Raw genomic sequence first — 18,015 nt, forward strand, 5'->3', positions numbered from 1 at the left:
ATCTAAAATCTCCAATCTACAATCTACTGCTAGTTGACTTGGATGGGTGCACATGACAACTGATAACCTGCGAAATATACCTGTTTTGGGTAAACTGTGGGAGCAGATTGAGGCCATGCCTCCGCCGGTGATTGAGGATTCTTTACTGCTGCGAATCCTAGTTCAGTTGTTGGTAATTGTGGGAATTGTAGCTACTGACGTTGCTGCTGAAGAAGCCCAGAACCTGTGGGCTGTGCCTGTTAGTATTGTGGGAGCAACTTGGAGTTGGTATCGCCGCCGCGAGCGCAATGTAGCTGCTAAGTTCTGCATAGCTATTGGAATGCTGGTGGCGCTGTTCGCTTTTTTTAGCCGCTTGGTGGGAGAATTGAATGATACGCGGTTAGTTTTGGCGCAACTGTTAATCCAACTTCAAGTGCTGCACAGTTTCGATTTGCCCCGCCGCAAGGATTTGGGCTATTCGATGGTAATCGGGCTAATTTTGTTAGGGGTAGCAGCGACTCTCAGCCAAACCTTAACTTTTGGGCCGCTGCTGTTGCTGTTTTTGGCTTTAGCGCTTCCGACTTTGGTGTTGGATTATCGATCGCGCTTGGGGTTCTCAAAGGTAGAAGATAGAAAGCATTCGGTAGAAGGTAAAGAGAAAAAAAATAACTGGTCGCTATTTGCTGCTACTTTATCCCCAAAGTATTTTGGTTGGCTGCTGCTGATAACTGTCGGGTTAGGGCTGACTATTTTTGCGTTTTTGCCACGCCTCCCTGGCTATCAGTTGCGGACTTTTCCGGTGAGTGCTCCTATTCAATATCAGGGGGAGTTTGACTCGCGCAGCATTCTGAATCCAGGGTATGTCAGAGGGGGAAATGAAAAAGGGACTGGCGGAGGAAGGGGGAGAAACCCAGACAAAGGGCCAGGAGAGGTGGACTCTACTTTTTATTACGGTTTCAACCAGCGCATTAATCAAAATTTGCGGGGCGAAATGAAACCCCAAGTGGTGATGCGGGTGCGATCGCAGGCTGCGGGTTTTTGGCGGGTGTTGGGATTCGACAAATACACCGGTCAGGGTTGGGAAATTTCTCGCAACGAACAAGCTCAAAAGCTGACTCGACCTAGGTGGTCTTATCAATTTTATCTGAATCCTTTTCCCAATGCGCCTCGGACTCAAGAGGTGATTCAAACTTATAATATTGTTGCTCCAATGCCGAATTTGATTCCGGCTTTAAACAAGCCGAGGGAACTTTATTTTCCGAGTCCAGAGGCGGCGATTGATGCGGAGGGGGGTTTGCGAGCGCCTGCGGAATTGGGAGAGGGTGTGACTTATACAGTTATTTCTAATGTGCCTTTTCGCGATCGCTCTTTGTTGGGGAAAACTGGTACTAATTACCCGAAAAATATTCGCAACTTCTATTTGGATGTGCCGCCGGAAATTGCCCAGAAGGTGCGAGAAAAAACCGAAGAAATCTTGGCGGCAAGAACTAGAGTATCCCAGTCGGACAGACCGATCGATTCTCCCTACGAAAAAGCTTTGTATTTGGCTCAATATTTAAAGCAAAATCCGAATTACAAAATAGAAAAAGCTTTGCCTTACTTAGAAGAAGGTGAAGATTTAGTCCAGGCTTTTCTGTTTGGCTACAAAAACACCCAGGACGGCAAAAAAGTTACAGGTGGATATCCCGACCACTTTTCGACGGTACTGACAATTATGCTGAGGTCGGTCGGGATTCCGGCGCGGCTGGTGGGTGGTTTCGATACGGGGGAATTTAACCCGTTTACTGGTTACTATGTTGTGAAAAATACCGATGCTTTTTTGATGACGGAGGTATATTTTCCTAATAATGGCTGGTTTGCTTTTAATCCGATTCCCGGTTATCCGCTGATTCCGGCTTCGGTGGAAGACAACCAGACTTTTAGTGCGCTGCAATCGTTTTGGCAGTGGATCGCGGGTTGGCTACCGACTCCTCTCAGAAGCGGGCTGGATTCAGTTATAGGTTTTGTAATTGGCTGGATAACTTTGATTGTGGGCTGGTTTCTGGGACAGTTTGCTAAGGGTTGGGTGGGGTTATTTACTGGCTTGATTGCTGCGATCGCCTTTGGCTTTATTGGCTGGTTAATTTGGCAAGTGTGGCGCAAGTGGCGCCACCGCCGCTGGCTGGCGAAGTTGCCGCCGGTGGAGGGGGTTTATCAGGAAATGCTGAAGGATTTGGCGAGTAGGGGATTTGCCAAGCAGAAAGCTCAAACGCCTTTGGAGTATGCTGAGGCAATGCGCGGGAATCATGCAACTGATGAAGCAGAGGTGATTGATGAAGTTTCGCAGGCTTACGTGCGGTGGAAGTATGGCGGCGAAGCGGGTAATTTGAACCAGTTGCGGCAGTTGGTGGAAAATTTGAGGCGATCGCACTTGAATAAACTCAAAAAGTTAAGATAAAAATCGGCGATCGAAATCGCTTCTACACAAGTAGGAGTTACGGAGAAAAACCTTCATAACCGGGTTTTTTGCCCCGTTAAAGGGCTGTAACGCCTCTTCTGGGCAAAAACTCGGTTTCTGGGCTCCCATGCGTAATATCAAATCCGGTGGCATCGGAATTGATATTACCCACAGTCAGGACACCCCGCCGTGCTGGGTATATAAGTATTATGTTTTTTATTTACGGTGCCGATGGAATCGTGATTTCGACACCGGCTTTTTGAGCTAAATCGGTGACATTGTTGGTAAAATCAGCCATGTTTGCGATCGGAGAAGCACAACTCGCCGCGATCGCTAAAATAGCAACCAACTTTTTCGCAATGAGTTTCCGATTGCGCTTTTCTTCGGGTTTCTTTAGTTGTTCTTCCACGTTGCCAATTTCGATCAACACTTCTTCGCGTTCGTCTTCGGGGAATTGTGCGGCGGTTTCACGTATCGATGAAATCAGTTGGAGAAGTTCGGCGGTATTGGCGTTATTAGTTTGATTAAATTGATTGCCGCTAGCTTGGGCATTATCTTTAAATTGGCTGGCGTTAATGCCGGAGAGATTAGCGCCTTGCAAGTTGTTTGTTTGGGAAGAATCTTGATTCATTTTATTTCCTAAGTCAAAAGTGAAGTAGTTTACAGTTTTCTGAGATGTAGAAGAACCTACCGCATCCGATCGATCGATTCCAGGGACTTTCTCTTGGGAATAGTCGGGAAAATCCTCGATTAAGCCCCGCACCTGGACATCTTTATATGGCGGTTCTCCACATTCCACTGTGTACTTGCCATTTGCCAAACGGCGGCGCAAAACATCAAAGGCATAGAAATGGGGATTTTGGCTACCTTTGCATTGGGAACAATTGCAGGGAATTGATTCTTCGTATTTGAGGCGCTTATCGTAAGTATCATGAATTTTCGGGAGTTTGTCACGAATGCGATTCTCGTAATCATCATGAATTTCCCAAAGTTTGTAACGAATGCTATTTAGGAGATAGTTTTTCTGGGTTCCAGATACGCGGATGCGGATTTCTCGTTGATGATAATTCTCGATGACTTCGGCTTTGGCGTAGTTGTCGGCGAGGAGAACGCCGTCACGCCAGACAATATCCCCACTAGCCGCACCTGAAGAGAGATCGATATTCGGGCGGCAAATCAAGCGGTGCATCTCCACAATCAGCCTGGTGATGATGCCTTTGGGCATAAAAAACTTATATTCGTAGCGCACTATCAGGTTGTCGGTGTCGTCCCAGTCGTACTTTGGTGCTTCGAGGGGGAGCCGTTGCGGGGCGATGTAGTGTCCCCGTTTGCCGGGGATTGGGTAGCAAATTTTGAAGTTTTCCATAAGCTGAAGTAGCTCATCGTGAAGGCATTGGTATTGTCCATCAATCCAGATTTCGCTGAGGTTTTCGTCGCTGAAGTATCCACAATTGGCGATGACTTGTTCGTTATCGGTGACTTTGTAGACGGCGTTGGTTGCCCATTCGGGACGCAGGATGACCCAGTTGAAGAGGATAGATTTTTTCTTGTCAGTATTTGTTTGGAAGTGGAGGATAATACCCAAGTCGTGCAAATACTTGCTCAGACTCAGCATGGGCTGTTCGTCGGACTTGTCGAAGCCGTGGGTGGCGCAGATGTCGTAGAACTCAGAGACTTTGATGTGGGTTTTGCGTTGGGCGTAGTTTTCCAGGACGTGGCGGACTTTTGCCCAGCGTTTGGGGATGCCCGTACTGATGTGATCGAGGGTGGTGATGCGTTTTTGTAGGGCGCGCTGGAGGGTTTCGAGTCCGCGATTGTCGGCGAGGTTGGTGGTGAGGTGTTTTTCTAGGTTATCAAAGTCACCGCGCAGTTGGGAAAAATTGATTTCGCAGCGGCGGTCTTGTTTTTCGTTCTGGACGAGGAAGACGGGACTGCTGTTGCTGAGGAGTTCGATGATGTTCAACCAGTAGCAGAGGTTGGGGTTTTCGCGGCGGTTATCGACGAGGAGGATATAGAGGGAACGTTCCGTGAGGAAAAATTGGTGCGTGGCGTGGTAGATTTCCTGTCCGCCAAAGTCCCAGATGTGGACGCGGAAAGGTTTGCCGTTGGCTTGTGGGAATTCCCAGCGGATGACATCGATGCCTTCGGTGCTGGGTTCTTTTTCTTTGAGTTCGTAGTCGGGGTTGAGGAGTTTGTTTGCTAGGGTGGTTTTTCCCGATTCGCCTTCGCCGACAATCAAAAGTTTGGCTTCGTTGAGTTCTTCGGTATCGTTGGGGTTGCGGGTTTGGAAGTAGAAGTCGAGGATGGTACGCAAATCGCCTGGATCTTGATAGAATTCCTTTCCGCCCAGGATTTCCGGCGGAATTGGCATCGGATTAGCTCGCAAATCCAGTTGTTGCAGCTTCTCCATGCTGCCGATCGCTTCTGGGATCGAGGTAATCTGATTGGTATGGAGGAAAAGCCGTGTCAGATTCGACAGTTGCCCGATCGCTTCTGGGATCGAGGTAATGTGATTGTTATGGAGGCAAAGCCATGTCAGATTCGACAGTTGCCCGAGTTCCTCTGGGATGGAGGTAATCTGATTGTCACCGAGGAAAAGCCATGTCAGATTCGACAGTTGCCCGAGCTCCTCTGGGATGGAGGTAATCTGATTGTCACCGAGGAAAAGCAGTTTCAGATTCGACAGTTGCCCGAGCGCCTCTGGGATGGAGGTAATCTGATTACTATTAAGGTGAAGGTGTGTCAGATTCGACAGTTGCCCGAGTTCCTCTGGGATGGAGGTAATCTGATTGTCATCGAGGAGAAGCAGTGTCAGATTCGACAGTTGCCCGAGCTCCTCTGGGATGGAGGTAATCTGATTCCTCATAAGGAGAAGCAGTGTCAGATTCGACAGTTGCCCGAGCTCCTCTGGGATGGAGGTAATCTGATTAAAACCGAGGTCAAGCAGTGTCAGATTCGACAGTTGCCCGATATCCTCTGGGATAGAGGTAATCTGATTGTCACTGAGGGAAAGCTCTGTCAGATTCGACAGTTGGCCGAGCTCCTCTGGGATAGCTGTAATCTGATTCCTACTGAGGTTAAGTATTTTTAAGTTGGTTAATTGAAGAACAGCATCAGGAAACTCAGTTAACTTATTTCCAACCAATCCTCTTTTCTCTTCATCGAACTTCCCCAACAGCAAAGTCTCAAGCTGCGTGCACTTGCCAATCTCCGCCGGCAATTCCTCCAAGTCGAGCCCCGACAAATCCAGTTGGGTCAATTTTTCCTCGGCTGCCCGGTGAATTCGCCGCACTGCTTCCTCTCGCGTCATGCCCTTTGTCTCTCGGTAGGATTCAGTTTATTGTGACAGGATTTTTTGCTTGCTGGGGCGGGAATCACGACACGGCAGTGACCAAGGCGTGACAACTTAAGCTGTCAGTCCACCGAGCCTTCTCGCCCACCCGACAGTCCGCCAGGGAATCAATTCCCTGTCTATCTAATAGCGAAAGTCCTCTCAAAGAAAACTGAAAAACTCATTAGTCCTCTTTGAGAGGACTTTCGCTTTGAGGCAGGGGTTTCAACCCCTGCCGGATTGCTGGAATGAGGGAAATATCCTGTTTGAGGAAAAAGGCTAGGCAAACAATCGATCGTAACGATCGCCAAATTTTCACTCTTAATACAGCCTCACGCTTTCAATCATCGGTTTGATGAGCAACAATGAGGCGATCGATTTCTTCGTGGTGGCGATCGTAATAACGCCAAACATTCTCTCTTCTCGAAATCAGGCACAAGAAGCACTAGCTGACAGTGAAGCAGAAGGATTTGGACTATGAAAAGATTGCTGAGAGCGATGAAATGCGAGGCATAAACTTTAAATTACTCTTGTGCTGCATTACTCTGGTTAATCATCTTGATGCTATCAAAACTTTTCACCAAGCACTCAAGAACGATAAAAATAAGTAAGGGTTTTCAACTCAGATTGAGTATCAACCCAAATAAAAAACACCCCCCCGACCATAGGCTGGGGTTGTGTGTTTTACTATAAAAATTTTAAGTGCGGATAAAAGGACTTGAACCTTCACTCCTCTCGGAACCAGAACCTAAATCTGGCGCGTCTGCCAATTCCGCCATATCCGCATTTTGACATTTAACTACTATAGCACACAACAGAACGATCGGTCAATCGATTTTAGATTTTAGATTTTAGATTTTAGATTGAAGGAAGCGACCCACTGATAAATCCGCAGGGTGATGACCCAATTGCTCGATCAATCGATTTTAGATTTTGGATTTTAGATTTTAGATTGAAAAAAGCGACCCACGGATAAATTCCCAGGCGGATGACCCAATTGCTCGATCGCCCAACATCGAGAAACCCGGTCATTTTGGGACACCGGGTTCAATCATGAGTTATCGCCACAGCAATTTTCCGTATTTTTCACTTGTCACTTACTTTTGGCCCAGCGCTTTCCAGGTTGTTTCGTCCACCATGCCGCTAGCCGTCAAACCCTTAAATTTCTGAAAGTTCTTGACAGCCGTAGTAGTGCGAGCGCCAAAAATGCCGTCGATCGGGCCCGGATCGTAACCCTGTATTTCCAAACGCACCTGTAGCGTCTTCACCTTGGAACCGACAGCGCCTTTATTTAGAAGAGTTGGAGGATTGCCGGGAACTGCAGCATTGCTCAGAATAGGAGGATTGCTCTGCACAGCTTCAGGAGCAGGGGCCGGATCTGCTGCTAAAGCTGTCCAAGTTTCTTTGTCCACAATGCCATCTGCGTTCAAACCCTTAGACTGCTGAAAGGCACGAACCGCCGATGTAGTGCGAGAGCCATAGGTACCGTCGATCGTCCCTACCTTGAAACTGTGCACCTGCAAGCGCTGCTGTATGGCTGCCACTTCTGGCCCGTCAGCTCCCGCCGAGATAGTTTTTTCCTTTCTCACTGGCTGCTCGCCCGCGTAAAAAGGCTTGTGAAACATATCTCCTTGGGAATTTCCCTCGGGCGATGCTGACGCACCCGGATCGGCGGGAGCCGTAAAGTCTCTGCGGTACTGTTCCTGCACCAAGGGTTCGGAGTCGAAAGCAGCAGTTGCCTTTTTGGTCAACGCGGGAACGAGCAGAGCAATCAAGCTGAAAATCGTAACAGTAGTCACACGCATAAATTTCATCCTGTTAGTGAGGTTTGACAAGGTTTCGCTGATTTCATGTTTCTAAATCTAATTGTATTACCCGGACTGCTTTCTGAAACATATAGCAAAAGGAAGAAGGAACAAGGCCATTTCACTTTGCGATCGGGTAACAAGAAGTCCGAGGGAAGGGGTAATAGACCGGATTGGTTTGGGCCATTAATAACGTCCTAAGCGTCGGGCGCGGTTGCTATATCTGCTGCTGCTTCTAGAAGTTCGGCAATGGGGACAGCCGCACTCAGGAGTTACGAGTTGGAAGTTACGAGTTAGAAGTAGGGCCGGTTGGCACTCTCCCTCATAAACCCGGTGGATTCCGAGATGTTTTGTTACTAAAGCCAATATTTTTCCTAGAAACCGCGTTTCTTAGCCTCAGTCCTCTTGTACAAAACCTGCTATCATTCACAAATATTTACGGGCGGGTTGTGTCAAAAGTTGAGCCATGAAAGACCAAGTTTTTCCGTTGAACCAGCCCGTAAAAAGCAAAAACCGGCAGTTATCGGTTCGCGTGTTCTGCTAATAAAGCCTTCGCTTTCGGCTTGTAAATCAGATAAAACAGCGATTCTATGTAGCGGAGCATATCTTCGCGTTCTTCCTTGGACGAGTAGTTCCAGAAACCGTAAGTCCGCGCCAGAGTCAGCAGCTTGGTAGTGTGAATTTTCCAGGTATACGTGCTGTAAACTCGGTCAATTCCTCGCGTTGAAATTTCATACCAATAGTTGGGATTGTGTTCGCACTTCGATAAAAAATCTAGAATTTTTTGGGCAGTATCCTCGTGGTTGGTCGGGTTGATATAAAACCCATTTACGCCATCTTGAATAATTTCCAGCGGGCCACCAAACTGCGTCCCGAAAGTGGGAATACCGGTAATCATTGCTTCGAGAATTGTCAAGCCGAAAGCTTCAAATAATGCTGGCTGAACAAATATACCTTGGGTGTCGGCGATTACCCGGTAGATTTCGCCGGACAGGCTTTTGGAAAGCCTCACTCCCAACCAGCGAATTTTACCGTGAAGGTTGTATTGGTCGATAATTGCGTAGAGCTTTTTAATTTCTTCTGCTTCTTCGTAGTCTTCGGTGTCTTCGACCCGCAGCTTCCCAGCAACTAGAATTAAGTTGCATTTTTCTTGCAATTCCGGGCTTTTGCCGAACAATTCTGCTAAGCCTGTCATGTTTTTAATGCGATCGAGCCTGGCCATGGAAAACAAAGGGCGCTTGTGCGGGTCGTCGAGTTTTCCAAAGACTTGTTCGGGGTCTTCTAGAGTAAACAGCAGTTCGTTGAGCCGATCGCGATCGCCTTGCACCCGGTCTTCGATCCGCGTGTAGGGAAAGTACACACTTTCATTAACTCCCGGCGGCACGACGTTGAATTTAGGGCTGAACAGTTCAATCCCGTTCACAACGTGGTACAAATCCGGCATGGTAAAACAATGGTAAGATTCGTACTGGCCGACACTATCGGGTTGGCCCACAATCTCTTGATAGGTGCTGCTGACAATACAATTAGCTGCATTCATGGCAATTATATCAGCAGTAAATTGCAGCGAAAAATGGTATTTGTCCTCTGATTCTTGCCAGTAGAGATTGCTGAACAAATATTTAGATTTTTCCAGCGCATGGGCAATATTGCACTGAGTAACTTTGAGTTTGCGAGACAGCAAAAACGCTACCAAGTTCCCGTCGGAATAGTTACCGACAATTAAATCTGGCTTGCCCTGAAACTCAGCCAGAAGTTCTTTTTCTGAATCGATCGCATAAGTTTCTAAATAAGGCCAAATCTCGAATCTAGAAATCCAATTTTGAGTCAGTTTGGGATTGAACTCCCGGAAGGGAACCCGCAAAATCCAAGCATTTTCTGTACCGTGAACTTTTTCCAAACGTTCGTTGCAGCGCGTACCGTCGCTGTTAGGAATTAACCGGGTGAGAATAATTACTTTAGGTTTGACTCCTAAGCTATCGAGACCTGCAAGATGAATATCTTCTTGCAGTTGTTTCTCTAAACTCTTGGCTTGATCGAGGACATAAACTACCTGCCCTCCCGTATCCGGCCGCCCCAAAACTCCTTCTTGGCCGAACCAGCCGTGAGGAGAAACTAGGAGGATTTTGAAAATCATCGGGATGCGAGAAATAAATGCTTCTAGGGTTTGGGGATCGGGCGAATCAATTAATTCGTCAAGAATTCCTAGGGTTTCATGTACGCGGGCTGCGGTATTTCCCCAACCTGCCTCGAAACCCATCAATTGCAGCACGAGTCGAAATCTTTCGTAGCCTTCTTCTTCAGAAAGATCGCTGACAAAGGTGAGGGCTTTTTTGACTTGTTCGGAAAGTTGTTCTTGGGATTTTATGCGATCGTTAATTAGCAATTGTACGCCGTTGTAGCGGTGAAGGCGCAAGAAATTAAATAGAGTTTCCTGCCACTGTCTGGCATCTTGAAACAGTTTGCTGGAGAGATATCGGTTGAGGAATTGTACTCCTTTGCCGATGTTTTTGGGGTCGCGAATTGTGGGGGAGTAGTCGTAAAACGGGCCGAAATCTAGTTCGAGAATGTCGCCTTCTTGGGGGTGAAAATGGTTGACGAAGCGATCGCGCACGTCGAGCAATTCTTGCACTGTCATCTGCTCAACAGTCAAGTCGTCTGCAACTCGCACTATTTCCATACTAGCAATTTTTGGCCGCAGCAGGACGCAAAGGCTGCCATCTTCAAGAATAATTTCCTGAACGTAGTAAATCAGTTTGCTTAAAAGAGAAGATTGATGGAACTTTTCGGGCTTTTCGTATTTAGTACAGTAGGCGGCAAAAGCGTTAACTATGTCGTTTCGCAGTAAATATTTCTTTCCCAAAGCGCGTAAATCGCTGACAAACTGACGCAACTCGGTTTTTTCGTCGCTGGCGATCACAGCCTGAAAGAGTTCAGACATACATACTCCCTTATTTAAGACTTTTGATTTCCGCTGTAAAATTAGGCGATACTCAAACCGTATCGCCTTTTTTTTTAAGCGGCTACTTTTTTTGTAATTTTAAAGTCTGCAATCTGAACTTGCTATCCCTCAAATGACATAAAACTCCCCGTATTTGTGGCGAATATAGCGGATAAATGGATCGATAGTTAAAGGTGAACCTGTAACGCGATCGATCAATTCGACAGCGGTATATTTACGACCGTGCTGGTAGATGTTTTGTTTGAGCCAGTCGTGGAGTACGGTAAAATTGCCTCGTTCTATTTCTACGGGAATTTCAGGATTGATTTTTACTGCTGTTTCGTAGAATTGGGCGCTCATCAAGTTGCCGAGGGTGTAACCTTGGAACATTCCGCCGATCGTACCAACATACCAGTGAACATCTTGCATGGCGCCTTCGCTGTCGGTGGAGGGGACAACGCCGAGGTCGGTTTTATAGCGTTCGTTCCAGGCTTCGGGGAGGTCTCGCACTGCTAGTTTTCCTTCTACCATTGCCAATTCTAGGTCAAAGCGGATGGCGACGTGGAGGTTGTAGGTTACTTCGTCGGCGTCGGTGCGGATGAGCGATCGCGAGACTTTGTTAATTGCCCGGTAAAATGCGTCAGTGGATACGTGTCCCAACTGTCGCAAAAATACGCCTTGGAGTTGCGGGTAGAAACATTCCCAAAAACCGCGGCTGCGCCCCACCATATTTTCCCAAAGTCGCGACTGACTTTCGTGCAGGCCGGAGGAAATGCCGCCTGCAAGCAGCGTGCCCTCAAATTCCGGGGAATTTCCGAGTTCGTAGAGGGCGTGTCCGGCTTCGTGGATGCTGCTGAACAGTGCTTGATCCAAGTGGTCTTCATAGACGCGGGTGGTAATTCGCACGTCGTCTATGGAGAAGTTGGTCATGAACGGGTGCAGGGTGGTGTCTTGCCGTCCCCGTTGGAAGTCGAACCCCATGCGTTCTACAACTTTGCGAGTGAATTCTAGTTGCTGGGATTCTGGAAAGTCTTGGTGCAAGCAGGAGTCGTCGGCGGGAGGTTGGGAGGTGATGGCTTCGACTATCGGCACTAATTCTTCACGCAGTTTGGCGAAAAGCGGGCGCAGCAGGGATACTTTCATGCCGTAGTCGCTACGATCGATCAAAGGATCGGCGATGTGTTCGTATCCGGGGAAAAACTCGGCGTACTGCCTGCTTAATTCTAGGGTTTTTTCGAGATACGGCTCGACCGCTGCGAAATTGTTGGCTGCTCTAGCTGCAGCCCAAACTTCGTAGCAGTCGGCTTGGTGGCGGCAGAGTGCTGACATGAAGGTTGCGGGGACTCTGGCGGCGCGATCGTAGTCTCTGCGGGCTATGCGGATCAGGCTGGCTGCGGTGGAGTCGTAGGGGAGGGTTTGTTCGTAGAAACGCAAGTCTTCTAGGAGTTCACCTATTTTTGGATCGGTAAATTTTTCGTGGGATATTTGTTTGAGAGTAGCCAACTGGCGGCCTCTGGCATTTGCACCTTTGGCGGGCATATAAGTTGATTGATCCCAATGCAGCAGCGACGAGGCTGATTCGATGTCGTTAACTTCTCTGAGGTGGGCTGCCAGTTGAGCGAATTTTGCTTGAGTTTTGTCTAGGGTTTGCATGATTGGGGTTTATGGTGCTGTTTTGCCTACAAAGGTTGCAGTGCGGCATCCGTCTCCATCAATCATAGCTACCCTGAAATCAAGCTAAAAACCGCACTTCTTCCCGTATTGTACGCAATTTAGAGTCATTTTTGCACAATTTCCGGTATTTCTGCGGATTAAGTTCGATCGCCTTGGATAAGTTTTCGATCGCCAGCCGGATGCTGGTGGCTACTATTTCCTGGCTGTTTGTGAGCTCGCCTGCTTGTTTTTCTAGGGCGTAAATGCAAGCTTTTTGATAGTACAGGTTTGGATCGTCGGGGTTGAGTGCGATGATTTTATCGTAGGAGGCGATGGCTTCGGTAAATCGTTGAATTTTTTTGAGGGCTATGGCGCGGTTGTACCAGGCTTCGATGTTGTCTGGCTGCAACTCTACGGTTTTGTCCCAAGAGGCAATTGCTTCTTCAAAGCGTTGTAAGTTGGCGAAGGCTAAGCCGCGGTTGTAAAAGGTTTCGCTGTCGTTTGGGTTGAGTGCGAGGGCTTTGTCCCAGGATGCGATCGCTTCTTCAAATTGTCCCATTTGTGCGATCGCCGTGCCGCGTTTGTTCCAGGCTTCGGCCGAATTCGGCCGCAGTTGCAGGGTTTTGTCGTAGGAGGCGACGGCTTCCGGGTATAGTTTTTCATCGGCTAAGGCTAAGCCGCGGTTGTACCAGGCTTGATGCAAGTCTGGTTTGAGTTCGATCGCTTTGTCGTAAGAGGCGATCGCCTCTGTATTTTGGTCGGATTTTCTCAGGGCAAATGCTTTGTTGTACCAAGCTTCGCAGTAGTCTGGTTTGATGGCTATGGCTTTGTCGTAGGAGTCGATCGCTTCTGAAAATTTTTCTAAGTTGACGAGGGTGTTGCCTCGGTTCGTCCAAGCTTCGGGGTAGCTGGGGTTGAGTGCGATCGCTTTTTCGTAGGATGCGATCGCTTCTGAGAGTCTGTTGAGCTTCCGCAAAACGTTGGCGCGATTATACCACGCTTCGGGATTGTTGGGTTTGATTTGTAGGGATTTGTTGTAGGCTGCGATCGCTTCTTCTAGCTGGCCCAATTTTTTGAGGGCGACGCCTTGGTTGTACCAGGCTTCATAAAATGTTGGTTCAAGTTCGATCGCTTCTTCCCAAGATTCGATCGCAGCTTGGAATCGTCCCATTGCTTCTAGGGCGTTGCCGCGTTCGTAAAATGTTTGAGCCTTTTGGGTGTTGACTGCTATGGATTTTTCCCCTGAGTCGATCGGCTTTTCTATGCTGGCTAATTTTTGCAAGGGGTTTCACCTCATTATTTTCTGTCTAATTGATTCTTTTCTTTTTTATATGCGATCTTTTTCGCGTTTGAGTGCTTTTGATCGATCCTATTTGGTTATTTATGGCAATTTTACAGGAATTTGGGAGCTTTTTCAATTTTTTTCATTATAATTCTAGAGCTTGGATTTATAGGTATAGATTAATACTAATTTTTTATAGGACTGCGTAGAAAAGAGGAAAGGGCGATCGTACTGAGGTGTGACAAACCTCGCCCAAGATATAATTTTCACGTAACCCTTTTGAGCGATCGCGGGTTGAAAGCGCCTCTTGTCAAGCGAAGTCCGCCTTTGCAGACTAATAAATAATAAGAGTATGTTTGATGCTGTAGCGGCGGCTTTTACCAAGAATAGTCTAAAACTAACAATCTCATAAACCCGCCCCGCCCAAGGGCCAATCCCTATTCTTGAATCAAGGCTTGAAACCGAGTATGCGAGCGAATGCTGTCAAAATTCGAGTCAGTTTTTGCCATTTCTCGCCATTCGTCAGGATTCAGATTGATGGCTTGCTGCAAATTCTGAATCGCTTGGTCAATCTCACTGTGTAACGCATAGCAGCAAGCTTTATTATAAAATGTTGCGTCATCATCTGGTTTTAATTCTAAGGCTTTGTCGTAGGAGGCGATCGCTTCTTCCCATCTGCCTAAATTAGCTAGTGCAATGCCCCGATTGTTCCAGGCTGCGTCATCATCTGGTTTAATTTCTAAGGCTTTGTCGTAGGATGTGAACGCTTCTTCCAATCTTCCTAAATTATGCAATGCACTACCCCGATTATACCAGGATTCGGCATCGTCAGGTTTGAGTTCTATGGCTTCGTTGTAGGAGGCTATCGCTTCTTCAAATCTTCCTAAATCATCCAGTGCATTGCCCCGATTGTACCAGGCTTCGTGATAATGTCGTTTGAATCTTAAGGCTTTGTTGTAGGAGGCTATTGCTTCTTCTAACCTTCCTAAATTACCCAGTGCAACGCCCCGATTGTACCAGGCTTCGTGATAATCTGGTTTTAATTCTAAGGCTTTGCCGTAGGAGGCTATCGCATCTTCTAATGCTCCTAAATCATTCTGTGCAATGCCCCGATTGTACCAGGATTCGTGATAATCTGGTTTTAATTCTAAGGCTTTGTTGTAGGATGCGAGAGCTGCTTCAAACAAGCCTAAATCATTCTGTGCAATGCCCCTATTGTACCAGGATTCGTGATAATCTGGTTTTAATTCTAAGGCTTTGTCGTAGGAGGCTATCGCTTCTTCTAATTCTCCTAAATTACCCAGTGCAAGACCCCGATTGTACCAGGCTTCGTCATCATCTGGTTGGAATTCTAAGGCTTTGTCGTAGAAGGATCTCGCTTCTTCCAATCCTCCTAAATTACCCAGCAGTGCAAGCTCCCGATTGTACCAGGCTTCGTAATAATCTGGTTTTAATTCTAAGGCCTTGTCGTAGGAGGCGATCGCATCTTCCAATCTTCCTAAATCCTCCAGTGCAACGCCCCGATGGTACCAGGCTTTGTAATAATCTGGTTTGAATTTTAAGGCTTTGTCAAAAGAGGCGATCTCTTCTTCCCATATTTCTAAATTATACAGTCCAACGCCCCGATGGTACCAGGCTTGGTCATTATGTGATTTTAATTCTAAGGCTGTTTGGCCCAAGGAGGGGAGCTTTTTTTTCAATCTTCCTAAATTACCCAGTGCAATGCCCCAGGAGGCGAGCTTTTCTTTCAATCTTCCTAAATTACCCAGTGCAATGCCCCGATTGTTCCAGGCTTCGCCATCATCTGGCTTTAATTCTAAGGCTTTGTCGTAGAAGGCGATCGCTGCTTCAAATCTTCCTAAAGAAAGCACTCCTATGTTCCTATCGAACCTGGTTTCGTGATAATCTGGTTTTAATTCTAATGCTTTGTCGTAGGAGGCGAGCGCTTCTTTCCATCTTCCTAAAGAAAGCAGTGCTATGCCCCGATTGTACCAGGCTTCGTGATAATCTGGTTTGATTTCTAAGGCTTTGTCGTAAGAAGCGATCGCTTCTTCCCATCTTCCTAAATCCTCCAGTGCAGCGCCCCGATTGTACCAGGCTTGGTGTAAATCTGGTTTGATTTCTAAGGCTTTGTTGTAGGAGTAAATCGCTTCTTCCCATCTCCATAAATCATTCAGTGCAATGCCCCGATTATTCCAGGATTCGTCATCATCTGGTTTTAATTCTAATGCTTTGTCGTAGGAGGCGAGCGCTTCTTCAAATCTTTCTAAAGAAAGCAGTGCATAGCCCAGATTGTACCAGGCTGCGTGTAAATATGGTTTTAATTCTAAGGGTTTGTCGTAGGAGGCGAGCGCTTCTTTCCATCTTCCTAAATTACCCAGTGCATTGCCCCGATTGTACCAGGCTGCGTATAGTAAATATCGTTTTAAGTCACAGGCGTTGTCGTAGGATACGATCCCATCTTCAAACAATCCTAAATTACCCAGTGCATTGCCACGATCGTACCAGGCTGGATGTAAAGATGGTTTGAATTGAGAGCCTTTGTCGTAGGAGGCGAGCGCTGCTTCAAATCTTGCTAACTTAGCCAGTGCATAGCCGGGTTCTACCCAGGCTTCGTCTTTATCTCGTGGGAATTCTAAGGCTTTGTTGTAGGAGGCTATCACTTCTTCAAACAAGCCTAAAGAACCCAGTGTAACCCCCCGATTGTACCAGGCGTTGTCATCATGTGGTTTTAATTCTAAGGCTTTGTCGAAGGAGGCGAGCGATTCATCAAATCTTCCTGAACTATCCAGTGCATTTCCCCGATCGTTGCAGGCTTCTGGATGGGGTTTCTTTTCTAAAGCTTCCTCGAAAAAGGCGGTTGCTTTTTCAAACCAGCCTAAGCCTAAATTGTACAGTTCCTTCCAATCAATCATTTCTAACCTCCTGGCTCAAGTTGTGTAAGACAACGTGAAATTGCTTAATTCCTTTAATCAGCCGAGGAATTTTTTAAGAATCTTAAAGTATTTTTTGCAAGTTCAATGTTGATCCAGACTAACACAACCCAACTAAGCTGACCATACCTGAGCAGCCGTCAGCACTAATTCTGGAAAAGTGGGCGAAACAATTGGTTCGTTATCTCTAAACAGAGTGCGCTGATATTTGCCTTCAGCCTTTAGCGAAAAAACAAATACCGTCGTAATTTTCTGGTTTCCCAAATACTTTCTTTTTCCACTTGCTAAATAATATCGTTTCCGGTTGCATCGGAATAATAAAATCGAGTCAACAGTTAACACTCAACCATTCAGTTTTTCGACCCGCCCGTCAACACTCAACAGTCAACAGTCAACAATCACGGACGGTGCAACCGGAATTGATATAATCAATAATCCAGTATTCAGCAATGCCCAAGCGTTCGTATTTATCTAGCTTGTCAACATAATCATCTTCCCAATTAGTTGATACTACCTCGACAGCTAACTGAATCGGTGATTCGAGTGCGGTATAAGATTTGCGTTCAGCACGCCAAAAAGTGCGATCGATAACACTGACATCAGGAACTCTTCCTTGCTCTATACCTTCTTTTGTGGTAGTTTTAATCGTGATGCCTCGTTTTACTACATAGTTGAGTTTCAGGCGATCGATATCTTGATAAAAGTGTCGGTCTGTAAATTCACCAATATCATCATGATTTCTGGGAATTGCTATTTTGACAATCTCTCCATTCACCAATTCTTAAAGACTATCTTCCGGGAAAATGGCAATAAATTCGTTAAAATTAAATTTTTGTTTGGTAGTTGCAATCATTTTTTAAATAATCCCTAAAGTTGCAGCCATATCCTCCGGTTCTGCGTTACGAGGCTTTGCTTGGAAACGATTAGTTTCTTAGTCTCGCGTTGCGCGGAATTTGTTTGTGTAGTAGGGATTCCCAATTATTTTTTCAGCACTTACGCACTACGACCAAAGAAACCTGGTTTTTTACCGAATCTGCGCGTTACAACGAATAATTTTGGTAAAAAACCAGGTTTCTGAACTCCTATGCGTAAGTCCTAAGAATGCTGCTGCACCCTACTTTTAAGCTTGATAGTTTTTCAAAATTGCAACTTTTTCGGGGAAGATTTCGATCGCCATTTTGTCATCATAACGAGTCGCGAGCGATCGCCTCACTTCGCCCAAAAACAGCGGCTGCGACAGCCCAGGTTCAGGATGTACAACTGTACGAACCCGGATTGTCATGTAGTCTCTGCCCCGCCCAGAGCGCCCTGGAGAGTACAAATCCGCAGCCGCTTGCTGCATCGTTGCTTCTAATTCCGATTCCGTGATCGTAGGCGGCACAGTAACTACTGTTTGAGCGCCGCCTGTATCGTAAACTAAAGAATAGCGAACTGCACCGGGAATTTCTGTGCGGGAAAACAGTCCCAAACCCAGACCAAATATACTCGCAGCAATTACTCCCATAAAGCTTGTCACTCCTACCAATCGGAAGCGAAAACCCCATTTGAAGATAAATGCTATAACAGTTAGAATAGCCAAGGCTACTGTTAGAATTCCCGCCCATTGGGCGTACATTAAAAGGTTAGAATTTACGTTCATTTGTTGACTGTTGAC

General features: G+C 46.6%; 11 protein-coding genes and 1 tRNA gene. 2 read left to right on the top strand and 10 right to left on the bottom strand.

Translation table 11 applies throughout. The features are described from left to right. Positions 1–52: 52 nt before the first annotated feature. Positions 53–2,416, top strand: a complete 2,364-nt coding sequence (locus QUA71_RS18140; RefSeq protein WP_333287044.1) for a transglutaminaseTgpA domain-containing protein — start codon at positions 53–55, stop codon at positions 2,414–2,416. A 220-nt stretch (positions 2,417–2,636) separates the two neighbouring features. Here QUA71_RS18140 and QUA71_RS18145 read toward each other — a convergent pair whose 3' ends face one another. Continuing rightward, on the bottom strand, positions 2,637–5,726 hold the full coding sequence (locus QUA71_RS18145) for a leucine-rich repeat domain-containing protein (protein WP_333287046.1): 3,090 nt from the start codon (positions 5,724–5,726) through the stop codon (positions 2,637–2,639). Positions 5,727–6,102: 376 nt separating this feature from the next. Between QUA71_RS18145 and QUA71_RS18150 the strand changes: the two genes are divergently transcribed. Then, complete coding sequence (locus QUA71_RS18150; RefSeq protein WP_333287048.1) at positions 6,103–6,228, top strand: hypothetical protein; 126 nt, start codon at positions 6,103–6,105, stop codon at positions 6,226–6,228. A 222-nt stretch (positions 6,229–6,450) separates the two neighbouring features. On the opposite strand, the gene QUA71_RS18155 is transcribed toward QUA71_RS18150, so the two are convergent. From QUA71_RS18155 to QUA71_RS18195, 9 genes are all read right to left on the bottom strand, one after another. Beyond that, positions 6,451–6,532 (bottom strand) — tRNA-Leu (locus QUA71_RS18155). 312 nt (positions 6,533–6,844) lie between these two features. Further along, on the bottom strand, positions 6,845–7,552 hold the full coding sequence (locus tag QUA71_RS18160) for a peptidoglycan-binding protein (protein ID WP_333287050.1): 708 nt from the start codon (positions 7,550–7,552) through the stop codon (positions 6,845–6,847). 520 nt (positions 7,553–8,072) lie between these two features. Further along, positions 8,073–10,493 carry a sucrose synthase gene (locus tag QUA71_RS18165; protein WP_333287052.1) on the bottom strand — a complete coding sequence of 807 codons (2,421 nt, stop codon included), beginning with the start codon at positions 10,491–10,493 and terminating at the stop codon, positions 8,073–8,075. A 129-nt stretch (positions 10,494–10,622) separates the two neighbouring features. Next, the gene (locus QUA71_RS18170; protein ID WP_333287054.1) at positions 10,623–12,146 is read right to left on the bottom strand and encodes a carboxypeptidase M32; all 1,524 of its coding nucleotides are present in this window, start codon (positions 12,144–12,146) and stop codon (positions 10,623–10,625) included. 79 nt (positions 12,147–12,225) lie between these two features. After that, positions 12,226–13,428 carry a tetratricopeptide repeat protein gene (locus tag QUA71_RS18175; RefSeq protein ID WP_333287056.1) on the bottom strand — a complete coding sequence of 401 codons (1,203 nt, stop codon included), beginning with the start codon at positions 13,426–13,428 and terminating at the stop codon, positions 12,226–12,228. 437 nt (positions 13,429–13,865) lie between these two features. After that, entirely contained in the window at positions 13,866–16,343 is a 2,478-nt protein-coding gene (locus tag QUA71_RS18180; RefSeq protein ID WP_333287058.1) for a tetratricopeptide repeat protein, read from the bottom strand. Positions 16,344–16,475: 132 nt separating this feature from the next. Then, positions 16,476–16,625, bottom strand: coding sequence for a Uma2 family endonuclease (locus tag QUA71_RS18185; protein ID WP_333287060.1), 150 nt, complete (start codon positions 16,623–16,625; stop codon positions 16,476–16,478). Positions 16,626–16,752: 127 nt separating this feature from the next. Further along, complete coding sequence (locus QUA71_RS18190; protein WP_333287062.1) at positions 16,753–17,136, bottom strand: Uma2 family endonuclease; 384 nt, start codon at positions 17,134–17,136, stop codon at positions 16,753–16,755. Positions 17,137–17,481: 345 nt separating this feature from the next. Continuing rightward, positions 17,482–18,000, bottom strand: coding sequence for a Ycf51 family protein (locus QUA71_RS18195; RefSeq protein WP_333287064.1), 519 nt, complete (start codon positions 17,998–18,000; stop codon positions 17,482–17,484). Between the last annotated feature and the right edge of the window lie 15 nt (positions 18,001–18,015).

The organism is Microcoleus sp. MON1_C5, assembly GCF_036701875.1.
Lineage (GTDB): Bacteria > Cyanobacteriota > Cyanobacteriia > Cyanobacteriales > Microcoleaceae > Microcoleus.

What these genes read in the sequence shown, in the direction of transcription:
- QUA71_RS18165 (WP_333287052.1), bottom strand. Translation starts at nt 10,493, where the DNA reads ATGTCTGAACTCTTTCAGGCTGTGATCGCCAGCGACGAAAAAACCGAG.
- QUA71_RS18145 (WP_333287046.1), bottom strand. Translation starts at nt 5,726, where the DNA reads ATGACGCGAGAGGAAGCAGTGCGGCGAATTCACCGGGCAGCCGAGGAA.
- QUA71_RS18150 (WP_333287048.1), top strand. Translation starts at nt 6,103, where the DNA reads ATGAGCAACAATGAGGCGATCGATTTCTTCGTGGTGGCGATCGTAATA.
- QUA71_RS18195 (WP_333287064.1), bottom strand. Translation starts at nt 18,000, where the DNA reads ATGAACGTAAATTCTAACCTTTTAATGTACGCCCAATGGGCGGGAATT.
- QUA71_RS18170 (WP_333287054.1), bottom strand. Translation starts at nt 12,146, where the DNA reads ATGCAAACCCTAGACAAAACTCAAGCAAAATTCGCTCAACTGGCAGCC.
- QUA71_RS18180 (WP_333287058.1), bottom strand. Translation starts at nt 16,343, where the DNA reads ATGATTGATTGGAAGGAACTGTACAATTTAGGCTTAGGCTGGTTTGAA.
- QUA71_RS18160 (WP_333287050.1), bottom strand. Translation starts at nt 7,552, where the DNA reads ATGCGTGTGACTACTGTTACGATTTTCAGCTTGATTGCTCTGCTCGTT.
- QUA71_RS18140 (WP_333287044.1), top strand. Translation starts at nt 53, where the DNA reads ATGACAACTGATAACCTGCGAAATATACCTGTTTTGGGTAAACTGTGG.